We start from the raw sequence: 26,099 nt of genomic DNA on the forward strand, positions 1-26,099 counted from the left end.
CCCGAATTTGAACCTGCTTTCAGGAGAACGCCTTGGGACAGCCTACAGTAACCTTGACGACCGCGCAGGCAATTGTTCGATACCTTGCCGCCCAGTTTATCGAAATTGACGGCGAGAAGACGCGGGTGTGCGGCGGCGGGTTTGGTATTTTCGGCCATGGCAATGTGACCTGCCTGGGGGAGGCTCTTCATGCCCACCAAGACGAACTGCCGCTTTATCGTGGTCAGAACGAACAGGGGATGGGGTTCGCCGCCGCAGCCTATTCCAAAGCGCATCTGCGTCGTCGCTTCATGTTCTGCACCGCGTCTGCTGGCCCCGGCACGGCGAACTTGCTGACGGCAGCAGCGCTCGCCCATGCAAACCGCTTGCCGATGCTGATGCTTTGCGGCGATGCATTTCTGACCCGATTGCCCGACCCTGTCCTTCAGCAATTAGAGCATTTCGGAGATCCGACGTTTGGAGTTAACGATGCGTTCAAGGCGGTCAGCCGCTATTGGGATCGGATCACCCATCCTGCACAGATTTTGCAGTCCCTGCCCGCCGCTTTGAATACAATGCTGGATCCGGCGGATTGCGGTCCGGCGTTCATTGGCCTGCCGCAGGATGTGCAGGGGTGGACTTATGACTATCCGCTGTCCTTTTTTGACGAGCAAATACACCGCATTCGTCGCCAAGCTGCTGACGAGGAAGAGATTTCAGACGCAGCGGCTCTGCTTAGCTCTGCAAAGCGCCCGATGATCATCGCAGGGGGTGGTGTTCAGTACTCCGGTGCCGTGGCAGAACTGACCAAATTCGCCGAAGCGCACGGTATCCCGGTCGTGGAAACCATCGCGGGTCGTGCCAACCTGCTGGACGATCACGCCCTGAACATTGGCCCAATCGGTGTCACAGGATCGGACTCGGCAAATACCATAGCGGAGAAGGCTGACGTGATCTTGGCCGTTGGCACGCGGTTGCAGGACTTCACAACAGGCTCGTGGACGGCTTTCGCCCATGACGCCCGCATCATCGGGTTAAATGCTGCGCGGCATGACGCGGCCAAGCACATGTCGATGACGGTAGTCGGTGATGCAAAGCTGGGGCTGGCTGCTTTGGATGATGCATTGGGCGGCTATAAATCACCGTCTGACTGGACTGTAATGGCGCAGAATGAGCGCGCCAAGTGGAACGACTACGTCGCTGAAAACACCCGCATCAAAAACGGGCCTGCGTCCTACGCGCAAGCGATCGGTGCGGTGAATGCCGCATGCGATCCGCGTGACCGCGTTGTGGCTGCGGCGGGTGGTTTGCCTGCCGAGGTGACCGCGAACTGGCGGACGCTTGATATCGGCACCGTGGACGTGGAGTTCGGCTTTTCGTGCATGGGGTATGAGATTGCAGGCGGCTGGGGGGCTCGTATCGCCCAAGCGGAAAAGGAGCCTGATAAAGACACCATCGTGTTTACCGGTGACGGATCTTATTTGCTGATGAACTCCGACATTTATTCCTCGGTACTGACCCAGAAGAAGTTGATCATTCTGGTTCTGGATAACGGGGGCTTTGCGGTCATCAACAAGCTGCAAAACAATACCGGGAACGAGAGTTTCAACAATTTGATCGCCGACACACCAACCGCCACGCATCAGGTGAGTGTCGATTTTGAGGCCCATGCGAAGTCGATGGGCGCGCTGGCGGAAACAGTTGATGCGCCCTCGGGGCTGGCGGAGGCATTTACCCGCGCCAAAGCCGCTGACCGCACATACGTGATTTGCATGAAAGTCGACCCTTACGAGGGTTGGACCACGCAAGGCCATGCTTGGTGGGAAGTTGGCACGCCGCGTATTTCCGAAAGCGGGAAGGTACGCGCCGCCCACAAGGATGTCGAAAGTACACGTCCGAAACAGCGAAAGGGCGTGTAGATGCAGCCGATTGAACGAGTGACTGCGGTGGCCGAGAAATGAAACAGCTCCTCGATGGCATCAAAGCAAATAACTTTGTGATCGTGGGGCGGGCCGGTATGGATTTTTTCCCTGATCCGCCCGGCACCAAGACCGAAGACGGCGTGATGTTTACGGCGAGCCTTGGCGGCTCGTCGGCCAATATCGCGGCGGGGATTTGCAAGCTTGGGGGCAAGGCTGCCTTGGTCACGCGGGTCAGTGATGACAGTATCGGACGCTACTGCGTGAATCAGTTGAAGCATTACGGGGTAGATACACGCTATGTGACGCCCGTTGGCGGTGAATTCCGCAATTCGCTGGCGGTGTATGAAAGCCGTGTCGAGGACCACCAGTCAGTCATCTACCGCAATGGCGCCGCCGATTTTCAGATGGATGAAAGCGACGTTGCTGCGGTGGATTACAGCCAATATGGCGCGTTGATCACGGCGGGTACTGTCTTTGCGGCAGAGCCGTCGCGGACGGCCACTTTCAAGTCCTTCGCCTTGGCCAAACAGGCCGGTTTGCCGATTATTTTCGATGTAGATTACCGTCCGTATTCGTGGCCGTCCCCGCAAGTGGCGGAAGAGATTCTGAGCCGCGCTGCGACCGAGTGCGACATGATCGTAGGCAATGACGAAGAGTTTGGCTTCATGGCCGGCGATATTTCCAAAGGTCTTGATAAAGCCCGTGCGTTGTCTGAGAACACAGCCAAAATCGTCGTGTATAAAATGGGCCATGAAGGGGCGATCACCTTTGCACAAGGCCGCGAAATTCGCACAGGTATCTATCCCGTCGAGGCACTGAAACCCACGGGTGCAGGTGACAGCTTCATGGCTGGAATGATGACATCTCTTGCCGAAGGGTATGATCTGGAAGACGCAATTTTGCGTGGGTCTGCCTGTGCCTCAATCACGGTGTCGCGTCCCGGCTGTGCTCCGGCGATGGCTGATACACCGACACTCGACAAATTTTTGGCCGATCACCCCGGCCCAACCGACGCTTAAAGGAGCCCGCCCATGCATATCGCCCCGTTTGACAACCAGAACAAACCGATCGTAGATGTCGAGGATCCGACCGTTCCGCTGAACTATTTCAACATCGTTAAGCTGAAGAAGGGCGAGGCCTTTGAATATGTCGTTCCGGGATACGAGACCTGCATCGTACCGGCGACAGGTACTGTGGATGTCGATATCGAAGGCTTTAAGGCGGACTCGCTGGGGCATCGCGTAGAAGATGTCTGGGACGGTGAACCGGAGGGTGTCTATGTACCCACTGCGGCCCGCGCCACCATGGTGTGCCAGTCGGATGAGGCGGAGGTGTTCGTTTGCGGCGCACGCTATGACAAGGTGCTGGAGGCGTTTACCGTCCGTTCGGATGAGCTGGACAGGGTGCAATACGGGTCTGACGACACCAAGACCCATCGCAAGATCAAACATATCCTAGGCACGAAGTATCACGGCAAGGTGGGCCGCTTGCTGGTGTCAGAATTGTTTACTGTGGGGGAAGGGGGCTGGTCCGGATTCCCGAGCCACAAGCACGACACCGACCGCCTGCCGGACGAGACCCGCCATGATGAAACATACAACTTCCGGTTCAAGCCGAACCACGGGTCTGGTGTGCAAATGCTCCAACGTGAAGATGGCAAGGCCGGAGACGCCTATCACATCGTAGACGGATCGACGATCTGCATTGATAACGGGTATCACCCCTGCGCGGTGCTGCCAGGATATCAGATGTATTATTTCACCATTCTAGGTGGTTTGTCACAGCGCTCGTTGGTCCAGTATTTCCAGCCGTCCCATGCCTATCAGATCGAGACGATTCCGGGCATCAAGGACATGATAGCTAAGTTCAAATAACGCGAATGCACTGCTCCGATTACACGCTGATTTCCACTTGAAGAAGGATGGCCCATGCCTCTCGTTACACTTGCTGAAGTTATGCAGCCCGCCAAAGCAGGCGGATATGCTGTTGGGGGGCTGGTCACGCTAGGCTGGGAAGATATGCGCGCATTTGTGGCGGCAGCAGAAGCGGAAAACTGTCCAGTCATCTTGCAAGCTGGCCCCGGTTGCCGGGCACATACACCCCTTCCTGTTTTAGGGGCGATGTTCCGGTATTTGGCCGAAGCCGCCAGCGTGCCTGTGGTGGCTCACCTGGACCATGGCTATACGTTTGAGGAGTGCAGGGAGGCGCTGGACAGCGGGTTCACATCCCTGATGTTCGATGGATCGCGAAAGCCGCTGGCCGAGAATATCGCCGAAACGAAGGTGATCGCGGATATGGCCCATGCCGCTGGAATATCATGCGAAGGCGAGATCGGATTTGTCGGGTATGCCGACGGTGAAAGCTCTGCGGGGACCGACCCGGAAGAGGCTGCCCGCTTTGCCGCCGAGACTGGGGTGGATGCAATGGCCATTTCGGTTGGAAATGTGCATTTACAGCAGGACAAGGAAGGCGGGCTGGACGAAGACCGGATCGCCGCCATTCAGGCTATGACAGATGTGCCTCTGGTGATACACGGCGGCTCTGGCGTTCCGGTGGAGCAACGCGGACGTCTGGCGCGAACCACGAACATCTGCAAGTTCAACATCGGGACAGAGTTGCGCATGGCATTTGGCGCGGCCATGCGTGCGGCGGTGAATGCGGATAAGGACAGGTTCGATCGCGTATCAATCCTCAAGGAAACACATGATCCGATGGTGAAAGCGACGCGTGGCGTCCTCGCTGTTTTGAAAGGTTAAGAAAATGCTAAATGTCGGTCTTTTGGGATGTGGACGGATAGGTCAGGTTCATGGGGCCACTTTGCGCAACATGTCGACGGCGCGTGCTGCTGCGGTCTCCGATGCGGTACCAGCGGCCGCGGACGCGCTGGCCGCCTCGCTGGGGGCCAAGGTAATGAGCAGCGACGAGATGCTGACCGACCCGACCATCGACGCGGTTGTGATCGGCACCCCCACAACGACCCACTACGATTTGATCCATCAGGCCGCCGCGAACGGCAAAGCGATCTTCTGCGAAAAGCCGGTCGATTTGTCGGTGGAGCGGATCAAGGAATGCCTAAGCGCGGTCGACAGCGCTGGTGTCCCGTTCATGACAGCATTCAATCGCCGCTTTGACCCGAACTTCGCCCATTTGGAACGTCAGATCAGAGATCAGGTTATTGGCAATGTCGAACTGGTCACGATCCTGTCTCGTGATCCGGCCCCGCCGCCGATTGGCTACATCAAAACGTCAGGTGGCATTTTCCGCGATATGATGATCCATGATCTGGATATGGCGCGTTTCTTGCTGGGTGAAGACCCGGTGGAGCTTCACGCAGTGGGGTCGTGTGTTGTTGATCCAGCGATTGGTGAGGCAGGCGATTTCGATACCGCCACGGTGACGCTGAAAACGGCGAGTGGAAAGATTTGCCAGATATCAAATTCCCGTCGTGCGACTTACGGCTATGACCAGCGGATTGAGGTTCATGGCGAAAAGGGCTTGTTGCGTGCTGAGAACCAGCTTCAGCATAGCGTCGAGCTTGCGAATGGAGAGGGGTATCGACGCGCGCCCACCGAGCCGTTTTTCCTTGAACGCTACGCGGCTTCATATCGTGCAGAGATGGCGCATTTCGTGGACACCATCGTTTCCGGAGGCACGATGACACCTACCGGAATGGACGGCCTGAAAGCGCAGATCCTTGCCGATGCCGCGAGCGAGAGTGCCCGTGACGGGTTGCTAAAGCAGGTTTAGTCACTGCGCTCGGGTGCGCTGTTTCGCTATTCTCTCGATTGAGTCCGGTTCTGGATTATTCGCCAGTCCAAGGGCGTTGTCTTGGCGGCTGAATGCTACTGAACTCTAACGCACATCGCGTTCAATGTTTTGGGTTGCGAACTGTCCTGCCGCGCGTTCCAATCAAGACAATGTTTGCCGGTTTGATCCCAAGCCAGTCATTGCGCGATCCTGACGCGCGTCAGTGGGGCTTTGCGAAGAAAAGGAAACCCGATGAGTGAATTGAGACAATCGACGACTGCGTCTGGTGCGCATGCTGGGTATATGCCGGGCTTTGGCAACGATTTCGAAACCGAGGCCCTGCCGAACGCCTTGCCGCAGGGTATGAACAGCCCCCAGAAGTGTAACTACGGGCTATATGGCGAACAATTGTCGGGCACCGCCTTCACTGCGCCTAAGCACCAGAACGAGCGGACATGGTGTTACCGTATCAGGCCCTCCGTCAAACACACGCATCGCTTCGCGCGCATTGATATGCCGTACTGGAAATCTGCGCCGCAAGTGGACCCGGACGTGATCTCTTTGGGTCAATACCGGTGGGATCCCGTGCCGCATTCAGAGGCGCCGTTTACCTGGCTGACAGGCATGCGCACGATGACCACGGCGGGGGATGTGAACACGCAAGTCGGCATGGCAAGCCATATCTATCTTGTGACTGAAAGTATGGTGGACAGCTATTTCTTCTCGGCCGACAGCGAGCTGCTTGTGGTGCCGCAAGAAGGCCGTCTGCGATTTTGCACGGAGTTGGGTATCATCGACATAGAACCGCAGGAAATCGCGATTATTCCACGCGGCTTGGTCTACCGCGTTGAAGTTTTGGAAGGCCCTTGCCGTGGTTTCGTTTGCGAGAATTACGGGCAAAAGTTTGATTTGCCGGGGCGCGGTCCGATTGGCGCAAACTGCATGGCCAACCCGCGGGATTTCAAGACGCCTGTTGCTGCCTTCGAGGATCGCGAAACCCCGTCAACAATGACAATAAAATGGTGCGGTCAGTTCCATGAAACGAAGATCGGCCATTCGCCCTTGGACGTTGTCGCATGGCACGGCAACTATGCGCCCTGCAAATACGACCTGCGCACTTATTGCCCTGTGGGTGCGATCCTGTTTGACCATCCTGACCCGTCAATCTTTACGGTGCTCACGGCACCATCGGGTGTGGAAGGCACTGCAAATATCGATTTTGTTCTGTTCCGAGATCGCTGGATGGTCGCTGAGAACACGTTCCGCCCGCCGTGGTACCACAAGAATATCATGTCGGAATTGATGGGCAATATTCACGGAATTTACGACGCTAAACCTGTCGGTTTTATTCCGGGCGGCATGTCTTTGCACAACATGATGCTGCCCCACGGGCCCGACAAGAACGCATTTGAGGGCGCGTCGAACGTGGAACTTGAACCGGCGTATTTGGCCAACACAATGAGCTTCATGTTTGAGACACGCTTTCCCCAGCATCTCACCAAGTTTGCTGCGGATGAGGCCCCGCTACAGGATGACTACATTGATTGCTGGACCGATCTGGAGAAGAAATTCGACGGCACGCCCGGCAAGAAATAGAGGGAAGCCTGATGTCCTTACGAAAAAGCTGGGTCACCTCTGCTAATCATGCCGACTGTCCGTTCCCGCTGAACAACCTGCCTTATGGCGTGTTTTCGGTAGCTGGTGGCCCACGCCGCTTGGGCGTAGCGATTGGCGATCAGATACTTGACGTGGCTGCCGTAAGTGACAGGCTTCCGGTCGACAGCGGTGCACTGACCGATCCGCGCGGATGGAACGCCGTCATGGCCTTGGGGCAGGAAGCGTGGGCGACGCTTCGTAGCGCCCTGACCGCGCTCTTGTCTGAAACGGCTGAACCCCGACCGGACGTTCTGGTCAAGCAAACGGATGCGACGCTGCATATGCCGTTTGCCGTGACTGAGTTTACAGATTTTTACGCGAGCAAGTCGCATGCGATAAATGTTGGCACGATGTTCAGGGGGGCAGAAAACGCGTTGCCACCGAACTGGCTTCACATACCGATCGGCTACAACGGGCGGACGTCCTCCGTTGTCGTATCGGGGACGGACATTCGCCGCCCATGGGGGCAACTTAAGGGGCCAGATGGTGATGCGCCGCGCTGGGGGCCATCGGAACGGTTCGACATTGAACTCGAACTTGGGGCGATTGTCGGTCAGCCCTCGCAAGGTCCAATTCCCCTTGATCAGGCAGATGCCAACATATTCGGATTTGTGCTGCTCAATGATTGGTCCGCCCGCGATATTCAGGCTTGGGAGTATCAACCGCTGGGCCCGTTTCAGTCGAAAACAACGGCGACCTCTATCAGTCCTTGGATCGTGACGGCAGCGGCGCTGGCTCCGTTTCGCTGCAATACGCCGCCACGTGATAAAGAGTTGTTGCCACATTTGCGCGACACGGGCCCGATGCTGTTTGATATTGATCTTGAGGTTATGCTGAACGGCACTCCGATCTCCAAGACGAACTACAACACAATGTATTATTCCGCCGCTCAGCAGCTTGCGCATCACACCACAAGCGGGTGTCCGATGCGGGTTGGTGACTTGCTTGGAACCGGAACTATTTCGGGGCCTGAAAGAGGCCAATGTGGAAGCCTGTTGGAGCTGAGCTGGGGCGGCGATCAGCCCATTGAGCTGCCAAATGGTGGCACCCGTAGATTTATCGAGGATGGCGACACACTTACCTTGCGAGGGGCATCTCATGGTGACGGGTATCAGATAGGATTTGGCGATTGCTCGGGTACGCTTCTTCCCGCGCTCGACGACCCATTCGGACGTTGATTCATGCAGGGCCGGTGGCGTGGTAAGGCAGATTGAAGATGGGCGCGGTGCCGAGTACTCTGATGCTGTTGCCATGGACCGAGGCGAGCTACATGCGCTGACGGCGGCCAAAGAAACCGAATTCGTTAACAGAAAGCTCCGATATGAAACGCTCGCGCATAAACGAAATTCTTGCGACTTCTGACGAGATGATCCGGTCATTCGGTTTCGTTCTTCCGCCATTCGCCTATTGGTCCCCGGACGAATTCAAGCACAAGAGCAATACAGCCCGACACGTGATCGACTCCCGTTGCGGCTGGGATATTACCGATTACGGAGCTGGCCGGTTTGAAGAAATGGGCTTGTTCCTGTTTACGCTTCGCAACGGGCTGCTTGCCGATCTGCGAAGCGGTGGTGGCATGTGTTACGCTGAAAAGCTGTTGATTTCGCGGCAGGACCAACTGTCCCCGATGCACACCCATGTGATCAAGGCCGAGGACATCATCAACCGCGGTGGAGCGACGTTGACCATCGAGCTTTATGGCTCGGATGACGATGGGGGTTTTGCTGAAAATCAGGGCGGCACGGTCTGGTGTGATGGAATTCGGCGCGACTATGCTGCTGGTGAAAAACTGCGCCTCGCCCCCGGTGAAAGTATAACGCTGCGGCCCGGTGATTGGCACGCGTTCTGGGGCGAGGGCGGTGACGTGCTGGTGGGGGAGGTCTCGACAGTCAACGACGACGAGACCGATAACGTCTTCCGAGAACCTATCGGACGTTTCGCCACGATTGATGAGGACGTTGATCCCAGGCACTTACTGGTCAGCGACTATAGGAAGTGGCTCGGTTAAGCGGGGCAGTCAGCGCTGCTCGGCGTCAATCTGACCCCGTCCTGAACCGCACACGATACACGTTCGAAGCGGTCTTTGATCATCGAAAGCCGCTTCAACTTTACTCTTTGTAGCTTGGAAGTTGTGTAAGCGCGTTTCGTAATGCGTCGCCCCATCCGCTAGATACCGCTTGGTAATACGCGTCGTCAGCCTCAATGCGAGGTTTGTTATCCACTTCGAAACTGTCGCCAACATAGACCTGCAGGTCGAGCGGCAGGCCGACGGACAGGTTCGCTTTGATCGTTGAATCGAACGAAACGAGCAGCAGTTTGATTGTGTCCTCAAAGCTCATCTCAGGATCATATGCGCGCACCAGAATGGGTTTTCCGTACTTGGCCTCGCCGATTTGAAAGAATGGGCTGTCTTCGGTGATCTCAATGAAGTTGCCTTCAGGATAGATCAGGAACAGGGTCGGCTTCCCACCCTTGATTTGACCACCCAGAATTACGGATGCTTTGAATTTCGAAGACGCTTCCGGCCCCTCAGCCCAGCTGTCTTGAATGACTTCTTTTAGAGTCGACCCAATCAACCTTGCGACCTGAAACATTGTCGGCAATTCCAGGATCGTGGGATTGCGTTCTTCGACAATTTTCGAGCGCTCGTCGAGGAGGCTGATCAAGGCTTGCGTCGTCGCGAGGTTCCCAGCTGTCAACAGTGTGATGACCCGTTCACCGGGCACATCCCAAGTGAACATCTTGCGCGTGACAGAGAAGTTGTCGACGCCCGCATTCGTGCGGGTATCGGACATGAAAACCAGTCCTTCGTTCAGTCGAAGTCCAACGCAATAGGTCATTTTAGGGGTCCAATGTGGGGGTGAATCGTTCGGCGCTCAGTCGCGTATCTATTGCTGAATTTGCAACGATACAATCATCGACTCTGACGCAGGCCCCAAACGAAGGCCGGAAATCGGCGCCGCATCACGGGAATCGAGGCCGGTTGCGATCCTGACATAACGCTCATCCGGGGAAATCCCGTTGGACACGTCAAAGCCAACCCACCCCAAGCCTTCGATGTGCGCCTCGGCCCATGCATGGCTTGCGTCCTGCTCGACGCGATCGTTCATCATCAGATATCCGCTGACATAGCGCGCTGGGATGCCTGCGACCCGCGCTGCCGAGACGAAAATCTGCGCATGGTCTTGGCACACCCCGCCCCCGGCCGTCAGTGCTTCTTCGGCAGTTGTCCCCGAAAAGGTGTCGGCGTTGCCGTAGGGAACAGCCTCAATGATCGCTTCTGACAGTGCATGCAGCCCGTCCAAGATGTTGGTCTTGGTTCCGATGGTGGACGCTAGCGCAGTGATGCCTTGTCCTGCTGCTGTCCGGGGGGTGCTTTGGGCGAAATGCCATAGCGGGGCGACGCCGTAGATCTTGCCAAACACCCCGTCTGAGCAATGCGTATCAACTTCACCAAAGACTTTGACCGACACCTCGGTTGCCCCTTGATCGGCCTTCACCAGCAGAGTTTGGTTTTGGTATTGGTCCTCAAACATCAACTCTTTTGACCCGCCGGAGATATCGACAGTCCAGTTGGCGATTGTTTGGTGCTTCGAACTTGCGGGGACCAAGCGTACCTGTTGCAGGCCATAGGACACCGGCGCGTCATATGTGTATTTCGTTGTATGCGTGATGCTGAGTTTCATGGTCTCAAAAGCCTATCCAACGAACCTGTAATCTATTTCAATCTGCTGCCCGATGGCGTTGTTGTCGCGGATGAAGGTCGTGATGAAATGGTGCAACCCTTCGTCAAAGATCGATGAGATCGTATGCTGACGTAGCTTTTCGCGCTGCGCGTCGATCAGGTCGTGGCAGGGCAAACGCACGCCATAGTCCTTGGCCAGGAAGCCCAGGTTTTCTTCGAGGATACGGCTGCAAAACGACAAAGACCTCGGGAAGCGGCTGTCCAAAATCAGGAATTCAGCAATGCTGGCTGGTGAAATTTCATGATCATTGAGCCAGCGAAATGAGCGGTGGGCTGAGACCGATCTCAGGATCGTTTCCCATTGGACGTTGTCGAGCGTCGAGCCGACGAAACTGGCAGATGGCAGCAACGTGTAATATTTCACGTCAATGATCCGAGCGGTGTTGTCCGCGCGTTCCAGCGCAATGCCGATCTGGGTGAAGTCAAAGATATCATTGCGCAACATTGTGCCGTGCATAGCGCCACGGACCAATGCGGCGTGACGACGGATTTCCCCAAGAACGCTGGGCAGCTCGGTTTCTTTAGCCGGACGATTCAACACCTCTTTCAATGCCATCCAGCTTTCGTTGACGGCTTCCCATACTTCAGTTGTCAGGGCAGTACGCACGGTGCGGGCATTGGTTCGGGCGTTTTCGATGGATGAAATTACGCTGGAGGGATTGCTGGTGTCCCGAAGCAGGAAGTCCAACGCCTGCCCCGCGGAATAGTTGTCGTATTTCAGATCATACGCGGCGCGCACCCCTGCGGTTGTCAGAACGGATTTCCACTCTGCGGTTGGGTCCTTTGATCTTGTCAGCCCGATGCGAAAACCGGCCTCAATCAAACGCGCGGTATTTTCGCTGCGCTCCAAGAAGCGGAACATCCAATACAGACCACCTGCGGTTTTTCCGAGCATTGTGCTAATCCTCCAAAACCCAAGTGTCTTTGGTCCCGCCGCCTTGACTTGAATTGACGACAAGCGACCCGGCTTTCAGCGCCACGCGGGTCAATCCGCCCGGAGTGATGTTGATACCGTTCGGTGAAACCAAGACGAAAGGCCGCAAATCCACATGTCTTGGAGCGAGCCCCTTCTTGGCGAAGATTGGGACGGTCGACAAAGACAGCGTGGGTTGGGCGATGTAGTTTGACGGGTTCTTACGCAGTTTAGCCGCAAAATTTGCAAGCTCTGTCTTGCTGGCGGCAGGGCCGACCAGCATCCCGTAGCCTCCGGAGCCATGCACTTCTTTGACCACAAGATCGGCAAGTTTATCCAGCACGAATTTCAGGGCATCGGGTTCAGAGCAGCGATGCGTCTCGACGTTCTTCAAGATTGCCTTCTCGCCGGTGTAGAATTCAATGATCTCGGGCATGTAAGAATAGATCGCCTTGTCATCGGCAATGCCAGTACCGGGTGCGTTGGCAATTGTAATGTTACCTGCGCGGTAGACGTCCATGATGCCGGGTACGCCCAACATCGAGTCCGGATTGAAATTCAGAGGATCAAGATAGTCATCATCGACGCGCCGATAGAGAACGTCGATTACCTTGTATCCTTCGGTTGTACGCATCGCGATATGGCCATCGACCACCCGGAGATCGTGGCCTTCGACCAGTTCAACGCCCATTTGGTCGGCGAGGAATGAATGCTCAAAATATGCCGAGTTATGGATGCCCGGTGTCAGGACAGCCACGGTTGGCCTTCCGTCGCAATTGGCAGGTGCGCAGGCCGCGAGCGAACGGCGCAAGTTTTTCGGGTAGTCGCTGACCGGCTGAACCTTGATCTGGCTGAACAGTTCCGGAAACATGTGCAACATCGTCTCGCGGTTCTCGAGCATGTACGATACCCCGGATGGCGTTCGAGCATTGTCTTCCAAAACGAAGAAATCATCCTCGCCGGTGCGCACGATGTCGGTGCCGACGATATGCGTATAGACATCGCCCGGGGGCGTAACTCCGATCATCTGTGGCAGGAAGGCTTCGTTGCGGGAAATCAACTCTATCGGAACGATGCCTGCGCGCAGAATCTCTTGGCGATGATAGACGTCATGAAGGAAGGCATTGATCCCACGGACGCGTTGTTCAATCCCCTTGGACAGCTTGGTCCATTCCCGGTTCGCGATAATGCGCGGGATGAGGTCGAAGGGGATCAACCGCTCCTGAGCAGCCGCCTGACCATAAACGTTGAAGGTAATGCCGGTACGCCGGAAGAACGCTTCGGCCTCTTTTGATTTTTTGGAAAGACGTGCGGGGTCTTCTTGCGAGAACCACTGGTTATATTCGGCGTAGGGTGCGCGAACACCGTCCAAACCCAATAGCATCTCATCGAAGTGTTTTAGGTCTGAATCCATTCCCAGATGCTAACGGTTGTCGTCAGACTTACAAGGCGCGTGATCAAACGGCATGATTTAGGCGATGCGGGAGACCTGAACTGACTGTTTTATCATCTCCATATAGCCATAAGAGGTCATAAAAGACACATCAGCGGCATCCCGTCCTACACCGATCCGGACGATCTCGGAGGCTTGTGTCATCCCCGTTGGATCAACCAAGTGCCAGTAACCGTCCAGGAACACCTCGGCAACAGCATGGAAGTCTTGTGGCAAAACGTTGGGGCCATACGCGCTGACAAGGCGTGCGGGAATGCCAACGGAACGCGACATTGCAATCAGAACATGCGCGTAGTCCCGGCAAACACCTGCGCGCGCATTGAAGCTGTCTGTCGCGGTGGTCGAGCCACTGCTGGCACAAATGTCGTAAGTGAAATGGTCTTTGATCCAGTTGGACATTCCTGCGATCAGGCGTCCACCGGGCAAGCTGCCGAATTGACGGGGCACAAATTCAAGAAAGTCTTCCGGATAGCAGTAGCGTGAAGGCATCAGGAATTTTGTCACATCGTTCGGAAGCGTTCCAAAATCCGTGGCTCTCAGAGTTTCAAGCTGCACGTCGGGGCGCTCCACACGCACTTGTGCTTGATAGGTGCAGTCGAAGGTTCCGTCGACTACGCCCCAGCGCCGAAACCCGATATCTTCCTCGCCCGCAATGACGCGCCAGTCTATATCGGGCTGGATCGTCCTCAGGTTCGCTTCACAACGCTGAGTGTCTTCCTGAGCGGCTTCAATTTGCAACAGCAGGCTACAAGGCTCGCGTGTCGAGTATTTCAGATGCGTATGAATGGAGATCAACAATATGCGCTCCAATCCTTGCAGCATTCCAGAACCCGACGATCCCCCCACAAGCCGGATTGTGGTTTTCACGTCAATGGAATTCTGAAATGAAGGGCTAGATAAAAGGGGTTTGAAGAGCGGCCGCTATTCGGTACGCGGCGACAGATCTTCGTTCGAAGACAGAAAACTGCCGATCACGGTTAAGCTCTCGAAGTTGTTACATACAACTTTGAATACCAACAAAAACGGCACAGCCACGATCACACCGGCAATCCCCCAAAGCCAACCCCAGAGGACCACTGTTAGGAAAACGGCGACGATATTGAGTTCCATCCGCCTCCCAACGATGTATGGCGTGACAAACTGAGCTTCCGACGAAGTAAGAACCTGATACGAAATAGGAGCCAGCAGGGCGTATGAGAGGCTGTCAAAAGTTACAATCGCATATGCGGCCACAAGGAGTGTTCCGATAACGCCGCCCAAAACAGGGAGGTAGTTAAGTAGGAACGCAGCGATGCCCCAGATATAGGCGTATTCAAGCCCGATCATCCACATTGCAATTCCGACTGCAATACCCAGTCCCGCATTGATGAGCGTAATGGTCAGGAGGTACCCCGACACTTGTCGTTCGATGTCGTACACGGTGCTCAATGCACGCTTTTTTCCGCTAAGCGTTGGAAAGGACTGCGTTAATTTACGGTAAAACATATCGCCTGAGGCGAGTAAAAACAGCGCTAGTATTAATGCCACAGCGATTGTGGTCGCCGTGCTGGTGGCGATTGTGACAGCTGAATTTAACAAACTCGGCGGTTTGACCGCGACGGATTGAACCGTAGCGTCCGTGTCGCTCGCGATCTGCTCAATGTCTTTCGAGGTTTTTTGAACGGCCTCCAGCGTCTCGCTGACACCACTCAACTTGTATTTAAGCTGGCGTAGCAGCGACGGCGCATCGTCACTCCATTCCGAGACAGTGCCGCCTACAAAAAACACGACAAAGCCGATGCCGGAGGCAGCGAACAGGATAAGAAAGACAGCAGATACTGCCGCCGGGAGTCCGGTGCGTTGAATGAATCTATTCACCGGACTCAAGGTCAGCGCGATTAGAAATCCCAAAAGAATAGGTAGGATAAGCTCCCGCGCGAAGTAGGCGACCACAAAGAACGACAAGGTCGTTAGAACCGCAAGGCTCTGGCGTATGGCCCTAAGATCTGATCGCTCGGCGGCCATTCTCTGGACCTAACGCAGGCCGAGAAACGACAAAATTATTAGAACGACAACGACTAGGCCAACAAGATAAATAATGCGATTCATGATTTTCTCCTTTAATGCGACGGGCTGTCCGCGCTTCGTACAGATAACGTCAGGGGGTAAGGATTGGTTCCACAGAAACCCCATTTGATTGTGGGATTCTGGATCATGGCACTGGCTGATACACCAAAAATCTGAGGATCGCTGGACAACTCTTCCGTACAGAAATGAAATACTTAATCCTTTCTGGAACCAAACCGCTCCTTCGACGTTGTTAGGTATACGCAAATAGGAGAGCGATTATGTTGGAGTATTCAGGAATAGGTGGGTTAATTATCTTGGCCCTTGATATTTGGGCCATCGTCTCGATTATCGGGTCCCGCGCCTCGACAGGTGCGAAAGTCGGATGGACTTTGTTGGTTCTTCTGCTGCCCATCGTGGGTTTTGTGATTTGGTTCTTCGCTGGACCACGATCCTCTACCAGCACGGTTTAGTCGAGACAGATCAGCCAACAGAAAAAGCCGTCACACGAAAGTGGGCGGCTTTTTTTTATTTTAACTGGGATTACTACATGAGCGGGCGCTTAACAGCGGCCTCGACATCCATTTGGGCCAGCTCTGCGAGGGTCTCGATATTGTTGACCCGCAATTCACCACCGGACCAGCTTGCCAATTGGCGATCCCTGAGTTTTGTCAGCGTTTTATTCGTGTGAACCAGCGATAAACCCAAAGTATCCGCGAGATCTTGCTGTCGGTAGGGCAGGGGCATCGTGTTGCCTTGGGATAGGCCTAAAGCTTGTCCGCGCTTGAAAATTCGCACAAGAGCCCACGCGATGGCTTCGATGGCAGTACGCTGACCCATGGACGCCATCGCCTCGCCCAAAAAATGTTCCTCGACGGCTGCAAGCCATGTCAGATCAAAGGCGCGATCAGGATGGGTGCGGAAGAAATTCCAGAATTCGCTGCGGTCAAAGACGCATAAGGTCATGGGCGTCGTGGCCTCGACGGAGTGGCCCATTTCCCCCATGACGCCGGCTTGCAGCCCGATGAAGTCGCCAGGGAATACGAGATTAATCACTTGGCGGTTTCCGTTTTGCAGTGTCTTGTAACGTACACCCATCCCACGGAGAGCGGTAAAAAGCTGGGGGCTGTTCGAGCCCTCCATAAGTAGCGGCGTTCCCGCTTCAATCTTCAATTCCCCAGATTTAAAGCGTTCCATGAATTTGATGTCATCGTTTGAGAATTTGATAAACAAATCCTTGTTGCGTAGAGGGCAGTTTCCGCATTTCGTAGTCATGTGTTTATTGCTCCTTCTATGTCATAGTTTAATGCATGAAATGCTAATCTGTACCATAGAGGTGCCTGATAGACGTCAGGGTGGGCCCCATGCAAAATATGTATCTCGTGGTTGAACAGGAACCTATTGTTGCCAGCGACTTGTCAGAAATCATCGGGGAATTTAACCCCGCTGCATCTGTAACCATCGTGGAATCTATGGGGCAGGCCGTGGACCTGTTGAGCGAGGTGGTAACGCCCAGTTTTGTGCTGGTGTGCGGAACTCCCGAGAACGTCGCAAAATCCGGATTGTCTCTGGCGATCGAGGCATCACAGTCGTGGCTTGTTCTGATCAATTCCGAGGATATCGCGCGACCCGATCTTGTGTCGAAATGGGTGCATGTCGCAGCACCTTTCACGACTGCATCACTGACAAAGGCGCTGAAAAGCATTACCGCCGTTGAGCGTTAGCGCCAGCTTGCATCCCGTGTAAAAACGCTTGCATCAAAGGTGGTGCCTCTGACGGAGCGTGCGTGCGTGCGACGGGTGCTGGCTCGGTGGAGCGCGCGGATGACAGACCCATCATGATGAGCCCCAGTCCAGTATAAACACCGCCAATCACCAGCGCCGCTGTTAGTGGCGTTGCCACCGCCGTCAGAAAAATCCAAGCCGCAACAGTCAGGAACGCCAGACCCACAGCCATTGACAGTCCGCCGACAGACGACAGCACGATACTTCGCGCTGCCGCCTTGGCCTTCTTTTCAATCAGATCAAACATCTTAGCGACGATTGCTCATGAAGCCGATCAGGAAGCCGGCACCTGCCGCAATTGCCAAAGCTGTTGCTGGCTGTTTGGAGACGAAATCGTTTGCCTGATCCTGCAGATCAGCGGCACGCTCTTTTGCGCGCTCCAGCTGTTCTGCGCCTTGCTCTCGCGCTGCGCGCGCCCTTGCACTCGCAGCTTGGGATAGATCGGATGCCTTGCCTTTGCCCATTTCGGCGATGATGTCAGTCAGGCCGCTGATGTCAGATTTTAGGACGGCGAGTTGTTCGGCGATGTCGTCGCTGGTCGGGGTTTTGAGTTCTTCAACTTTCGCGGTGGAGCGTGCCATGGTGATGCTTCCTTTCAATTGTTTCATTTCACCTACTAACGCGCTGAGAGCACGGACCGTTCCCGACATTTCGCAAATATTTTTGGGGAACTTCGGGGGAGGCCGCGCAGTTGGGCAAGCATCAAGGGCCACACAACTACAACCAAATTTGAAAGGAAAACATCATGTTATACTGGGCTTTAGTTTTTTTCGTCGTCGCAATAATTGCCGGAGTTTTCGGGTTCGGAGGCATCGCCAGCGCGTCCGCCGGCATCGCTCAAATCCTGTTCTTCATCTTTCTGGCGCTCTTCGTGGCGACGCTCATCGTACGACTGGTTCGAAAAGTATGAACAGTCTCTGAATCAATCAGTGAGCGGAAAGGAAATACAATGACAGAAGCACTGAGTATCATTCCAGCATCGACCGACATCAATAGTGGCGTCCGGAGTCCATCCTCCGTGGCAGAAGGGTTGCGGGACGTGCTTGCAGAAACCTAACGGCTGACATTCGAAACCCATACGTACCACTGGAATGTGGAAGGCCCGCTCTTCTTCGCGCTGCACAACCTGACCGAAGAGCACTATGAAGACATGTTTGCCGCTGCCGATGACTTGGCCGAGCGCATCCGTGCCTTGGGTCAACTTGCACCGATGAGTATGGCGGATATCATGGAGAACTCGGTCATTGAGGACCTTGCCGAAGTTCCAAGCGCTGGTGATATGTGTGCTGACTCAAGTCGCGATCACGAGCGCGTGGCGCGCAGGTTGCATGCACTGATCAAGCTGGCTGGGGAAGAGAACGACCCGGTCACTGAGGATATGGCCACGGCGCGGTCGGCGTTTCACGAAAAGGCATCTTGGATGCTGAAGGCGCTCTCGGCGACCTGATAGGAAAAGCCCCGCCAGCACTCGGCGGAGCTTTCATTTGTTAGGCTTTGAGGGTTTGCGTCGAGGCAAAGAACATCGCTTGACTGACTGCGGATCGGACCTGTTCGTCGTTGAACGGTTTGGTGATCAGAAAGGCCGGCTCGTGCTTTTCACCCGTCAACAAACGCTCTGGGAATGCAGTGATGAAAATAACAGGCACGTCCCCCAAAGCGGTAATCAGGTCATTGACCGCGTCGATGCCAGATGAGTTGTCGGCGAGTTGTATATCCGCAAGAATTAAATCGGGTTTTTCGCGGGTCCCGAGTGCAACAGCCTCCGTTCGAGTTCGTGCGATGCCGACCACGTCATGACCGAGATGCTCGACGATGGCCTCAATATCGTCCGCGATGATAGGCTCGTCCTCAATAATCATCACGCGACCGGTAACACTTTCCATCATTTCCCGTTTGGCGATGATAACAAGCTCCTCTGCTTCATCTTGCTCGATGTCCATGACCGTAGCCACCTGCGCGAAACTCAACTCTTCAATAGTGTTAAGTAAAAGGGCTTCGCGCGTGTTCATGGTAAGATCCTTCAAGTGGTCCTGAGCAGCAGCGCGCGGGCCGCTTTCTTCGACGTCGACGGGTGCGCCCGAACTTGCCCAGATGCTGTGAAAGACCTTGAAGAGGCCTACACGCGGGTCACCGACCTCGTCAAAGATGGTGGCATCATGTAAAATGGCTTCTAATGTCGCAACGGCATACGCATCGCCGCTGCTCTGACTTCCGGTCAGCGCACGGCCATAGCGACGCAAAAACGGAAGATGTGTTCCGATGAGTTCAGACCTATCTAAGCTGTCAGACATTTTTTTCCCTTGTTCGAACTATTTTCGGAACCTAACGCGTACGTTGTGCGTTTGGTTCCCAAGAGTGTCAAATTTTAATTGAAGGGCTTGGTGCCTCATGGCGAGCGACGAAAAAAAAATACGAGGCGAAAAGCAGATAGATGAGAATCTGAAGCGGGTTTATGAGGAAGTTGTCAACGAAGAGATTCCCGACCGTTTTAAAGACCTGTTGTCGCAGCTGAAGTCGCAGAGCGACAGCGGCGGTTCGGATGTGTCACGATGAGCAACCCTGATCCACGCGACGAGCTGGTAGAGCACTTGCCAGCTTTAAGGGCGTTCGCCATCAGTTTGACCCGTAATCCAGCCGCCGCGGATGATATGGTGCAGGACACCATCGTCAAAGCTTGGACAAACATTGATAAGTTTCAAGCAGGTACGAACCTTCGGGCTTGGCTGTTCACGATCCTGCGCAATACTTTTTACTCAAGTCGCCGAAAGCTGAACCGTGAAGTCTCGGACGGCGAGGGCGTGTTTACTGAGACGCTGGCAGTCAAGCCGTCTCATGATGGCAATTTGCAGATGACAGATTTCAAGAAAGCTTTCGCTCAGCTAAACGATGAGCAGCGCGAAGCGTTGATTTTGGTTGGCGCGTCTGGCTTTTCATATGAAGAAGCAGCTGAAACATGTGGCGTTGCTGTTGGCACAATCAAGAGTCGTGTGAACAGAGGTCGAGCACGGCTGAGCGAACTGCTGAATCTGCAAGATGACGAATCCTTGGAATTGACAGACAATGCAACGATGGCCGTGATTACTGCCAGCGGCGCGTCTCCCGTCTAACTAAGGTAAAGGGTATGAAATTCGACCGATTGCGCCGCCGATTTGATACCCTTGCCTTCAAGGTGGTTGTGTTCTTGTCTTTGGCGTTGTTGCCAATCGGGCTAATTGCCGTCAATCAAGGCCGAGCGGTCAATCAGCAGGCACAGCAGCGGTTGGAATTGGCGTTGATCGCTTGGACAGACCTTGCAGCGGCGGAAGAACGCAAAACAATTCAGCGCGCCTTTGCCGCCGCAGAGGCGTTGTCGACTGTGCTTCCGGTGATCAAAGATGACCCACAGGCGTGTTACGACATGCTGACTAACTACCGTATCAAGTCGAAACAGTTTTCACTGATCGGCTTCCCGGATGAAACGGGTCAGATGAATTGCTCGACTTCTAAGAAGTCGTTCAATTTCTCGGATAACCCGATTTTTTTAAAGGCCAAGTCTAGTCCTCAACCCTTTGTCGACATCCGGGTCGCGGGGAGGGTGTCCGAGACCTCAGTGATAGTCGTGGTGCATCCGGTTTTCGAAGGCGACGTCTTTAAAGGCTACGTGGTGGTGTCGATCCCGCACGACGGTCTTGAGATTAATTCAGAAGCGGAGACTGAACTCAGTCCGGTTGAGGTTATTACCTACAACAGTGACGGTGTCGTTTTGACATCAACCCTCGATTTGGCCAGCGCGGCGGATCGGCTCCCCGTTGATCGGAGTTTGAAAACGCTTGTCGGATCAAAGCCGGTGGCGTTTCGCGAATTTCAAAACAACAAAGACAATCGAATTTATACCGCCACACCCATCATCAAAGATACCGTTTACGCGTTGAGTATTTGGGATGGTGACGCAGCGGTTTTGAAAGCCGCCAGTTTCAATAGATCGGCCAGCCTGTTCCCTTTGTTAATGTGGGTTGCGAGCCTCGTTGTTGCCTACATGGCATTGCACAGCTTGGTGCTGCGCCACATCCGGCGGCTGCGAAGCCAGATGGACCAGTTTGCAAAAGAGCGGACGGTTCCGCCTGAAACCTCGCAAGATAGCCAATCTATGGCCTTCGAATTGCGGGCAATGGAAAATGACTTTGTGTCGATGGCACAATCGCTGCTTCAAGACGAAGCAGCCATGGAAGAAGTTGTGCGCGAAAAGAACATCTTGCTCAAAGAGGTGCATCATCGCGTTAAGAACAACCTGCAGTTGATCTCGTCGATCATGAATATGCACATGCGCAAGGCGCGTAGTTCCGAAACCAAAGCTGTGCTTGGCCGCTTGCAGGACCGTATCCTTGGTCTCGCGACTGTGCATCGTAATCTTTATCAGACAGACAACCTGAACAATCTGAACGCCGGTGTGATGTTGTCGGATGTCGTTGCCCAGATGCTGTCTGTCGGCGTTGCCCCGGGTACTGATATTCAAATAAACAAAGACATTGAGGATGTTGCCCTTTACCCGGATCAGGCTGTGCCGCTGTCCTTGCTCACGTCTGAAGCGGTGACCAATGCGCTGAAATATGTTGGTAAGCCTGCGCAAGGTCGACCGTGGATCAATATCAAATTTGCGGATAATGGTGATGGCACCGCCACGCTGAGTGTGGCTAACTCTAAAGGCCCTGCATTGGCCGGAAACGATGATGTCGAGAAAACGGGGCTTGGGGCGAAACTGGTGCGATCGTTCTCTATTCAGTTGGGAGCTGAAGTGTCTATCCAAGACGGCGAGTCTGACTATAAAATCAGCGCGACGTTCACGATAGCCGATTTTTCGCACGAACCTTTGGATTATTGATGGCTGGCCCCGATAAACCCGAGTTTTATTTGACAGCAAGCGAGGCATATCCTGCGCTTGAGCGCGCTTTTCTGGCGGCCAAATCTGAGGTCATCGCGTCTTTCCGTGTTTTCGACCCGAAGACCCGTCTTCGATCTGATGCCGGGCGCGCTATTGGTGAGACTTGGGGCGATCTGGTGCGGCATGTAGTTAGCAAGGGAGTGAGGGTTACGCTGCGAATTTCGGATTTTGATCCGATCGTAGGAACCGATCTTCACCGCGCCACTCATGTGTCGGTGAAAGGCTTCCGTGACGCCGTGGGCGACTCTGATTTGTTTGACATCAAAGCCGAGATGCATCCCGCGCAGATGGGAATGCTCCCACGTTTATTGCTGTGGCCTAGGACCTATCTTGAGGTGCGCCGCCACGCAGCGCGATTGCGAGAACTACCGGAAGGCCAACGTAATACTGAGGTGGAGCATTTACCCGCGTTGCGTCCTCTATTGAAACGGAACGGAAGTAATCTTCGCGCGCGGATATTTCCCCCGCCCAGCTCTTATCCCGCAACTCATCATCAAAAGCTAGCCGTGTTTGATGGCGCGCGCCTCTACGTGGGCGGTCTGGATTTGGACGAACGGCGCTTTGATACGCTGGATCATGATCAGGCAAGTGAACAGACATGGCACGATGTGCAGGTGATGGTCGGCGGAGACCGTGCGAAGTCGGCTCATACCTATCTAAAAGCGTTCGCAAAGCGTGACCAATCCGTGATGAATAAGCCGTTTCCCGATCTGCTGCGAACTTATTCAATTCCGCACCAAATTAGCACGCCGTATCTATCGCCGCGCACTGTCCTGAACGAGATCGAGACCGCGCATGCGAAAGGCTTTCGAGACGCGGAGCGGTTGATCTATCTTGAGTCCCAGTTTTTCAGGGACACCAAACTTGCGAAAACCCTCTGCGCGGCGGGCCGTGCTAACCCGGATCTTGGCGTGATTCTGGTTCTTCCCGCAGCCCCTGATGATGTAGCTTTCGAGGGGTCAAAGGGCAGTGACGCCAGATATGGCGAGTATCTGCAGGCTAAATGCTTGGATCTGCTGTATGAAACCTTTGGCCAGCGCCTCTTTGTTGCCGCTGTTGCGCAAACAAGACCGACGTCGGATACCACGAGAGCCGCATTGAATGATGCGCCATTGATCTACGTCCACGCGAAGGTCTCGATATTCGATGAAAACCTCGCAATAGTGTCATCAGCGAACCTAAACGGGCGCAGCATGAGGTGGGACACAGAAGTCGGAGTTTCATTTGACGACAAGGATGACGTCCTACGGCTGAAAAAGCGGTGTTTCGATCACTGGTTACGAAAGGATGCAGCGGCAAGGCACTTCGACCCTGCGAGTGCTGTTTCGGCATGGCGTGATCTCGCGCTAGCCAATCAAAATACCGCGCCGTCTAACCGGACCAGCTTTATTTTACCTTACGCTGTTGCCCCTGCACGTCAGTTCGGGCGGAACCTGCCAGGTGTCGCTGAGGAGATCGTATGAAGCTAAGAAAATTCACGCCACATGTGTTGAGCAGAAAATGCTCCATCGGACAGTAACGATTGGGGAAGTTTTTCAAGGCCCCCGCTCCAACGCAATCGACGGTTTCCACTAACACAGCGCATCAAATTGTCTCGCACGTGGGGTGGCTTTGGAAGTGCAAACCCCGGAGTGTGTCCACTTCATCGGAATGGGAGTGATGGACCTGAACGAAGTCGATTATATTTCCTGCGGCGACTAGAGTTTGCCCGTTTAAGACTTCGGAACATTACCCACGGTCGTCGCCAAATGGCCGATGCGCCAAAATATATTGGCCATCAAAGACGGTTTTTTCGGCCTGCACCTGACGTTTCGTTTACTCGACGAGACAGATCCGGCAGTGACATCAGGCGTGTTGGAATACGCGACCCAAAAAAAACGTGTCTGCGTCCAATTGTCATAAAATCTTCTAACGCGCGGTTACTAGGTTGCAACCCACGATACCGGATAGCGTCCTAATTCACCTGACTGGCGATTCCAAAACCAGAGCCAATCAGCCCGATGATCGTACGTGCGTTGTTGACCGGGCTTTCGGTCGCGTAGACAACATCTTTCGGATTGATGCGGAACTTGCCAGCGCTGAATAGCCCGTCTGCAGATGTCAGATCCATGGTGAAGACCACCCGCTCGTTTTCGGGGCCAGACACGCCATCCGCACGAACCGCCTTGGGGCTATACTCTCTCAGGACCAATATTCCCTCCGGGTTGGCGCGGCTGTCAGACAGGCCACCCATCAAAGACACAGCATCCAGTGCGCTTACATGCTCTTTCGGGAAAGTTATCAGTTCTTCTTTGCCGGAAGCGCCAAGCGCAAGGAAATAGCTTTCATCTTCCGCCACTACAATTTTGTCACCGCTCCGCAGTGTCGTGTCGAGGGCCGGTGATTTGAGCAACCTGTCCAGCGAAATAGCATAGGTGTTATTGCCGCGGAGAAGCCGGATTTGGGGATTTTCAAACCGGTCTTTAGCTCCGCCGCCCAGCGATAGGGCGGTCAAAACTGTCATGTCGCGCTCTTCAATCGGAAATGTGCCGGGGCTGTTTACGCCAGAGACAATACTGACTGAGTGACGCGAACCAGCGACGGAGCTCAGTTGAACTTGTGCAGAGGGGGACACTGCCAGAAGCGCTTCTTGAATTTTCTCGCGGGCCGCGCTGTCGGTCATGCCACCAATGGTGACTGATCCCACGTATGGCACGAACACCGATCCGTTGGTTGAAACGCCGATCGTCTGAAGTTGCGCGACTTTCTGCTCGCGTGCTGTGAGCAGCGAGTTTTCATCACTGTCCCAGATCGCGATGCTAATTTTGTCGCCCGACAGGATCACGCGCCCAATCGGGCCACGCTGTTTGCTTATCCAGCTGAAGCGGCTAACGCCACCGGTTGATGGCCACTTGGCATAGCGTGGAAGGAATGTCTTGGTAACAGGGTGAACTGCAAACTGCGCATTCTCGTCATCTGCGTTCTTGGTGATCTCGGATTGCAAAGCGGCACCGCGCGGTAAGGCGCAGCCTGACAGAAGTGCTGCTACAGCGATCGCCCCGATTGATTTGCGCCAAATAGTCATGCTCGCCCCCCGATGGTCATAACTGCCTCGTTGCGTCGGGAATAAGGTGAGTTGGTTAAAACCTCAACAAGCAAGTTGGCCGCACCAGCAGCTCGCTTCGTTTACTTCAACGCTTGCGCGCCCTAGCTTGGGAAGATGATTACGACGAGCGGCTTCCAATGTTGATGAAACGATCCTCTCTCCGATCGGGCGCAGGCCATCTGGTGCGGTTGGTGTGGCTGGGGTTTGGTCTTCTGGCTTTGGGATTGGGGATCGTGGGAGTGTTCCTGCCTCTCTTGCCGACAACACCACTTGTCCTGCTCGCAGCGTTTGCTTTCACCAAAGGATCACCACGCTTAAGAGGAATGCTTGTCGGGCATCGCATTTTCGGACCGATTATTGCTGATTGGGAAGCGAGCGGAGCGATCGCGCCGCGCTACAAGATTGCCGCTTGCACTGCGATGGCTGCGATCTTGTGTGTGAGTGTGATCATGGATTTGTCCGCGACCATCATCGCCGTGCAGGCGATCTGCCTCGGCACCGCCGCGCTTTTCGTGCTGACGCGGCCTCATTAGTTTCTGCGCCGGAATATGTCAGCATGGCGACTCGCGAGTCGCGACAGGGCGACTCGTATAATATTGAATTTATGACTCTGGTCGGGCAGTTTCATCGCAGGAATCAGAGAGGTCAGTCAACAAACCCGATGCGTTGATTGTGCCAAAACCCCAGTGTTTAAAGGGTTGATGACGAGTCTCGCCGCGGAGCAGCGGTCTCGTTTCGAGAAATTTCTTAAAAGTACAAAAAAGGTGTTGCGGGCGTGGGCTAGTGGGCCTAGAACCCCCTTCACCGGCAGGGCAGTGATGCAGTGTCGGGGCGCTGGACGGGCTGAATGG

At 54.6% G+C, this 26,099-nt stretch carries 28 protein-coding genes; 17 read left to right on the forward strand and 11 right to left on the reverse strand.

The window, feature by feature from the left end:
- Positions 1–32 precede the first annotated feature (32 nt).
- From iolD to BUB72_RS17350, 8 genes are all read left to right on the forward strand, one after another.
- Positions 33–1,898: a 3D-(3,5/4)-trihydroxycyclohexane-1,2-dione acylhydrolase (decyclizing) gene (iolD, locus tag BUB72_RS17315; RefSeq protein WP_073146112.1), complete on the forward strand. Its 1,866-nt coding sequence runs from the start codon at positions 33–35 to the stop codon at positions 1,896–1,898.
- Positions 1,899–1,936: 38 nt separating this feature from the next.
- On the forward strand, positions 1,937–2,920 hold the full coding sequence (iolC, locus tag BUB72_RS17320) for a 5-dehydro-2-deoxygluconokinase (protein ID WP_073146113.1): 984 nt from the start codon (positions 1,937–1,939) through the stop codon (positions 2,918–2,920).
- A gap of 12 nt (positions 2,921–2,932) precedes the next feature.
- A complete protein-coding gene (locus tag BUB72_RS17325) occupies positions 2,933–3,775 on the forward strand; it encodes a 5-deoxy-glucuronate isomerase (protein ID WP_073146114.1) in 843 nt (280 codons plus the stop codon).
- A gap of 54 nt (positions 3,776–3,829) precedes the next feature.
- Positions 3,830–4,657, forward strand: coding sequence for a class II fructose-bisphosphate aldolase (locus BUB72_RS17330; RefSeq protein WP_073146115.1), 828 nt, complete (start codon positions 3,830–3,832; stop codon positions 4,655–4,657).
- 4 nt (positions 4,658–4,661) lie between these two features.
- On the forward strand, positions 4,662–5,648 hold the full coding sequence (iolG, locus tag BUB72_RS17335; protein WP_073146116.1) for an inositol 2-dehydrogenase: 987 nt from the start codon (positions 4,662–4,664) through the stop codon (positions 5,646–5,648).
- 252 nt (positions 5,649–5,900) lie between these two features.
- On the forward strand, positions 5,901–7,244 hold the full coding sequence (hmgA, locus tag BUB72_RS17340) for a homogentisate 1,2-dioxygenase (protein WP_139250716.1): 1,344 nt from the start codon (positions 5,901–5,903) through the stop codon (positions 7,242–7,244).
- Between the two features lie 11 nt (positions 7,245–7,255).
- The gene (gene fahA / locus BUB72_RS17345) at positions 7,256–8,482 is read left to right on the forward strand and encodes a fumarylacetoacetase (RefSeq protein WP_073146118.1); all 1,227 of its coding nucleotides are present in this window, start codon (positions 7,256–7,258) and stop codon (positions 8,480–8,482) included.
- Positions 8,483–8,625: 143 nt separating this feature from the next.
- Positions 8,626–9,312, forward strand: a complete 687-nt coding sequence (locus tag BUB72_RS17350; RefSeq protein ID WP_073146119.1) for a D-lyxose/D-mannose family sugar isomerase — start codon at positions 8,626–8,628, stop codon at positions 9,310–9,312.
- Positions 9,313–9,412: 100 nt separating this feature from the next.
- On the opposite strand, the gene BUB72_RS17355 is transcribed toward BUB72_RS17350, so the two are convergent.
- From BUB72_RS17355 to BUB72_RS17380, 6 genes are read right to left on the reverse strand one after another with little or no spacing between them, the layout of a single operon-like run.
- Positions 9,413–10,144, reverse strand: a complete 732-nt coding sequence (locus BUB72_RS17355) for a proteasome-type protease (RefSeq protein WP_073146120.1) — start codon at positions 10,142–10,144, stop codon at positions 9,413–9,415.
- A gap of 48 nt (positions 10,145–10,192) precedes the next feature.
- Positions 10,193–10,990: a transglutaminase family protein gene (locus tag BUB72_RS17360; RefSeq protein WP_073146121.1), complete on the reverse strand. Its 798-nt coding sequence runs from the start codon at positions 10,988–10,990 to the stop codon at positions 10,193–10,195.
- A gap of 12 nt (positions 10,991–11,002) precedes the next feature.
- Complete coding sequence (locus BUB72_RS17365) at positions 11,003–11,944, reverse strand: alpha-E domain-containing protein (protein WP_073146122.1); 942 nt, start codon at positions 11,942–11,944, stop codon at positions 11,003–11,005.
- Between the two features lie 4 nt (positions 11,945–11,948).
- Entirely contained in the window at positions 11,949–13,376 is a 1,428-nt protein-coding gene (locus tag BUB72_RS17370; RefSeq protein WP_073146123.1) for a circularly permuted type 2 ATP-grasp protein, read from the reverse strand.
- 57 nt (positions 13,377–13,433) lie between these two features.
- Positions 13,434–14,282: a transglutaminase-like domain-containing protein gene (locus tag BUB72_RS17375; RefSeq protein WP_245814925.1), complete on the reverse strand. Its 849-nt coding sequence runs from the start codon at positions 14,280–14,282 to the stop codon at positions 13,434–13,436.
- A gap of 54 nt (positions 14,283–14,336) precedes the next feature.
- Positions 14,337–15,419 carry an AI-2E family transporter gene (locus BUB72_RS17380; RefSeq protein WP_073146124.1) on the reverse strand — a complete coding sequence of 361 codons (1,083 nt, stop codon included), beginning with the start codon at positions 15,417–15,419 and terminating at the stop codon, positions 14,337–14,339.
- Positions 15,420–15,742: 323 nt separating this feature from the next.
- On the opposite strand from BUB72_RS17380, the gene BUB72_RS17385 reads away from it, so the two are divergent.
- Positions 15,743–15,934 (forward strand): PLD nuclease N-terminal domain-containing protein, encoded by a 192-nt coding sequence (locus BUB72_RS17385; RefSeq protein WP_175549198.1) that lies wholly within the window; start codon positions 15,743–15,745, stop codon positions 15,932–15,934.
- Between the two features lie 73 nt (positions 15,935–16,007).
- Here BUB72_RS17385 and BUB72_RS17390 read toward each other — a convergent pair whose 3' ends face one another.
- Complete coding sequence (locus tag BUB72_RS17390; protein ID WP_073146125.1) at positions 16,008–16,736, reverse strand: Crp/Fnr family transcriptional regulator; 729 nt, start codon at positions 16,734–16,736, stop codon at positions 16,008–16,010.
- An 89-nt stretch (positions 16,737–16,825) separates the two neighbouring features.
- On the opposite strand from BUB72_RS17390, the gene BUB72_RS17395 reads away from it, so the two are divergent.
- Positions 16,826–17,185 (forward strand): hypothetical protein, encoded by a 360-nt coding sequence (locus BUB72_RS17395; RefSeq protein ID WP_073146126.1) that lies wholly within the window; start codon positions 16,826–16,828, stop codon positions 17,183–17,185.
- On the opposite strand, the gene BUB72_RS17400 is transcribed toward BUB72_RS17395, so the two are convergent.
- Together BUB72_RS17400 and BUB72_RS17405 are read right to left on the reverse strand one after the other, a co-directional pair.
- On the reverse strand, positions 17,166–17,492 hold the full coding sequence (locus BUB72_RS17400; protein WP_073146127.1) for a phage holin family protein: 327 nt from the start codon (positions 17,490–17,492) through the stop codon (positions 17,166–17,168). The two genes, BUB72_RS17395 and BUB72_RS17400, sit on opposite strands and share 20 nt — an antisense overlap.
- A 1-nt stretch (position 17,493) precedes the next feature.
- A complete protein-coding gene (locus BUB72_RS17405) occupies positions 17,494–17,826 on the reverse strand; it encodes a DUF883 family protein (protein WP_073146128.1) in 333 nt (110 codons plus the stop codon).
- Between the two features lie 164 nt (positions 17,827–17,990).
- Between BUB72_RS17405 and BUB72_RS17410 the strand changes: the two genes are divergently transcribed.
- Entirely contained in the window at positions 17,991–18,155 is a 165-nt protein-coding gene (locus BUB72_RS17410; protein WP_073146129.1) for a DUF1328 domain-containing protein, read from the forward strand.
- 150 nt (positions 18,156–18,305) lie between these two features.
- On the forward strand, positions 18,306–18,692 hold the full coding sequence (locus BUB72_RS17415; protein ID WP_342742176.1) for a Dps family protein: 387 nt from the start codon (positions 18,306–18,308) through the stop codon (positions 18,690–18,692).
- A 40-nt stretch (positions 18,693–18,732) separates the two neighbouring features.
- Here the strand turns inward: BUB72_RS17415 and BUB72_RS17420 are convergent, their stop codons facing one another.
- On the reverse strand, positions 18,733–19,536 hold the full coding sequence (locus tag BUB72_RS17420; RefSeq protein ID WP_073146130.1) for a response regulator: 804 nt from the start codon (positions 19,534–19,536) through the stop codon (positions 18,733–18,735).
- A gap of 97 nt (positions 19,537–19,633) precedes the next feature.
- On the opposite strand from BUB72_RS17420, the gene BUB72_RS17425 reads away from it, so the two are divergent.
- The 4 genes from BUB72_RS17425 (at position 19,634) to BUB72_RS17440 (ending at position 23,626) form a co-directional block, all read left to right on the forward strand.
- Positions 19,634–19,798 (forward strand): NepR family anti-sigma factor, encoded by a 165-nt coding sequence (locus BUB72_RS17425; protein WP_073146131.1) that lies wholly within the window; start codon positions 19,634–19,636, stop codon positions 19,796–19,798.
- The gene (locus tag BUB72_RS17430; RefSeq protein WP_073146132.1) at positions 19,795–20,352 is read left to right on the forward strand and encodes an RNA polymerase sigma factor; all 558 of its coding nucleotides are present in this window, start codon (positions 19,795–19,797) and stop codon (positions 20,350–20,352) included. Before BUB72_RS17425 ends, BUB72_RS17430 begins: the two co-directional genes overlap by 4 nt.
- Positions 20,353–20,366: 14 nt before the next feature.
- Positions 20,367–22,103: a histidine kinase dimerization/phosphoacceptor domain -containing protein gene (locus BUB72_RS17435; protein ID WP_073146133.1), complete on the forward strand. Its 1,737-nt coding sequence runs from the start codon at positions 20,367–20,369 to the stop codon at positions 22,101–22,103.
- A gap of 311 nt (positions 22,104–22,414) precedes the next feature.
- The gene (locus BUB72_RS17440) at positions 22,415–23,626 is read left to right on the forward strand and encodes a phospholipase D-like domain-containing protein (RefSeq protein ID WP_175549199.1); all 1,212 of its coding nucleotides are present in this window, start codon (positions 22,415–22,417) and stop codon (positions 23,624–23,626) included.
- Between the two features lie 491 nt (positions 23,627–24,117).
- On the opposite strand, the gene BUB72_RS17450 is transcribed toward BUB72_RS17440, so the two are convergent.
- Complete coding sequence (locus BUB72_RS17450; protein WP_073146135.1) at positions 24,118–25,227, reverse strand: polysaccharide biosynthesis/export family protein; 1,110 nt, start codon at positions 25,225–25,227, stop codon at positions 24,118–24,120.
- Between the two features lie 113 nt (positions 25,228–25,340).
- Between BUB72_RS17450 and BUB72_RS17455 the strand changes: the two genes are divergently transcribed.
- The gene (locus BUB72_RS17455) at positions 25,341–25,781 is read left to right on the forward strand and encodes a DUF454 family protein (RefSeq protein WP_245814927.1); all 441 of its coding nucleotides are present in this window, start codon (positions 25,341–25,343) and stop codon (positions 25,779–25,781) included.
- Positions 25,782–26,099 lie beyond the last annotated feature (318 nt).

Origin of the sequence: Litoreibacter ascidiaceicola, assembly GCF_900129235.1 — a bacterium.
GTDB lineage: Bacteria > Pseudomonadota > Alphaproteobacteria > Rhodobacterales > Rhodobacteraceae > Litoreibacter > Litoreibacter ascidiaceicola.

Excerpts from the sequence above, each read along its gene's own strand:
- BUB72_RS17380 (WP_073146124.1), bottom strand. The coding sequence starts at position 15,419 with ATGGCCGCCGAGCGATCAGATCTTAGGGCCATACGCCAGAGCCTTGCG.
- BUB72_RS17390 (WP_073146125.1), bottom strand. The coding sequence starts at position 16,736 with ATGACTACGAAATGCGGAAACTGCCCTCTACGCAACAAGGATTTGTTT.
- BUB72_RS17365 (WP_073146122.1), bottom strand. The coding sequence starts at position 11,944 with ATGCTCGGAAAAACCGCAGGTGGTCTGTATTGGATGTTCCGCTTCTTG.
- BUB72_RS17425 (WP_073146131.1), top strand. The coding sequence starts at position 19,634 with ATGGCGAGCGACGAAAAAAAAATACGAGGCGAAAAGCAGATAGATGAG.
- BUB72_RS17430 (WP_073146132.1), top strand. The coding sequence starts at position 19,795 with ATGAGCAACCCTGATCCACGCGACGAGCTGGTAGAGCACTTGCCAGCT.
- hmgA (WP_139250716.1), top strand. The coding sequence starts at position 5,901 with ATGAGTGAATTGAGACAATCGACGACTGCGTCTGGTGCGCATGCTGGG.
- BUB72_RS17405 (WP_073146128.1), bottom strand. The coding sequence starts at position 17,826 with ATGGCACGCTCCACCGCGAAAGTTGAAGAACTCAAAACCCCGACCAGC.
- BUB72_RS17325 (WP_073146114.1), top strand. The coding sequence starts at position 2,933 with ATGCATATCGCCCCGTTTGACAACCAGAACAAACCGATCGTAGATGTC.
- BUB72_RS17395 (WP_073146126.1), top strand. The coding sequence starts at position 16,826 with ATGCAAAATATGTATCTCGTGGTTGAACAGGAACCTATTGTTGCCAGC.
- fahA (WP_073146118.1), top strand. The coding sequence starts at position 7,256 with ATGTCCTTACGAAAAAGCTGGGTCACCTCTGCTAATCATGCCGACTGT.
- BUB72_RS17350 (WP_073146119.1), top strand. The coding sequence starts at position 8,626 with ATGAAACGCTCGCGCATAAACGAAATTCTTGCGACTTCTGACGAGATG.
- BUB72_RS17385 (WP_175549198.1), top strand. The coding sequence starts at position 15,743 with ATGTTGGAGTATTCAGGAATAGGTGGGTTAATTATCTTGGCCCTTGAT.
- BUB72_RS17370 (WP_073146123.1), bottom strand. The coding sequence starts at position 13,376 with ATGGATTCAGACCTAAAACACTTCGATGAGATGCTATTGGGTTTGGAC.
- iolG (WP_073146116.1), top strand. The coding sequence starts at position 4,662 with ATGCTAAATGTCGGTCTTTTGGGATGTGGACGGATAGGTCAGGTTCAT.
- BUB72_RS17410 (WP_073146129.1), top strand. The coding sequence starts at position 17,991 with ATGTTATACTGGGCTTTAGTTTTTTTCGTCGTCGCAATAATTGCCGGA.
- BUB72_RS17360 (WP_073146121.1), bottom strand. The coding sequence starts at position 10,990 with ATGAAACTCAGCATCACGCATACAACGAAATACACATATGACGCGCCG.
- BUB72_RS17450 (WP_073146135.1), bottom strand. The coding sequence starts at position 25,227 with ATGACTATTTGGCGCAAATCAATCGGGGCGATCGCTGTAGCAGCACTT.
- BUB72_RS17400 (WP_073146127.1), bottom strand. The coding sequence starts at position 17,492 with ATGTTTGATCTGATTGAAAAGAAGGCCAAGGCGGCAGCGCGAAGTATC.
- BUB72_RS17355 (WP_073146120.1), bottom strand. The coding sequence starts at position 10,144 with ATGACCTATTGCGTTGGACTTCGACTGAACGAAGGACTGGTTTTCATG.
- iolC (WP_073146113.1), top strand. The coding sequence starts at position 1,937 with ATGAAACAGCTCCTCGATGGCATCAAAGCAAATAACTTTGTGATCGTG.
- BUB72_RS17435 (WP_073146133.1), top strand. The coding sequence starts at position 20,367 with ATGAAATTCGACCGATTGCGCCGCCGATTTGATACCCTTGCCTTCAAG.
- BUB72_RS17330 (WP_073146115.1), top strand. The coding sequence starts at position 3,830 with ATGCCTCTCGTTACACTTGCTGAAGTTATGCAGCCCGCCAAAGCAGGC.
- BUB72_RS17420 (WP_073146130.1), bottom strand. The coding sequence starts at position 19,536 with ATGTCTGACAGCTTAGATAGGTCTGAACTCATCGGAACACATCTTCCG.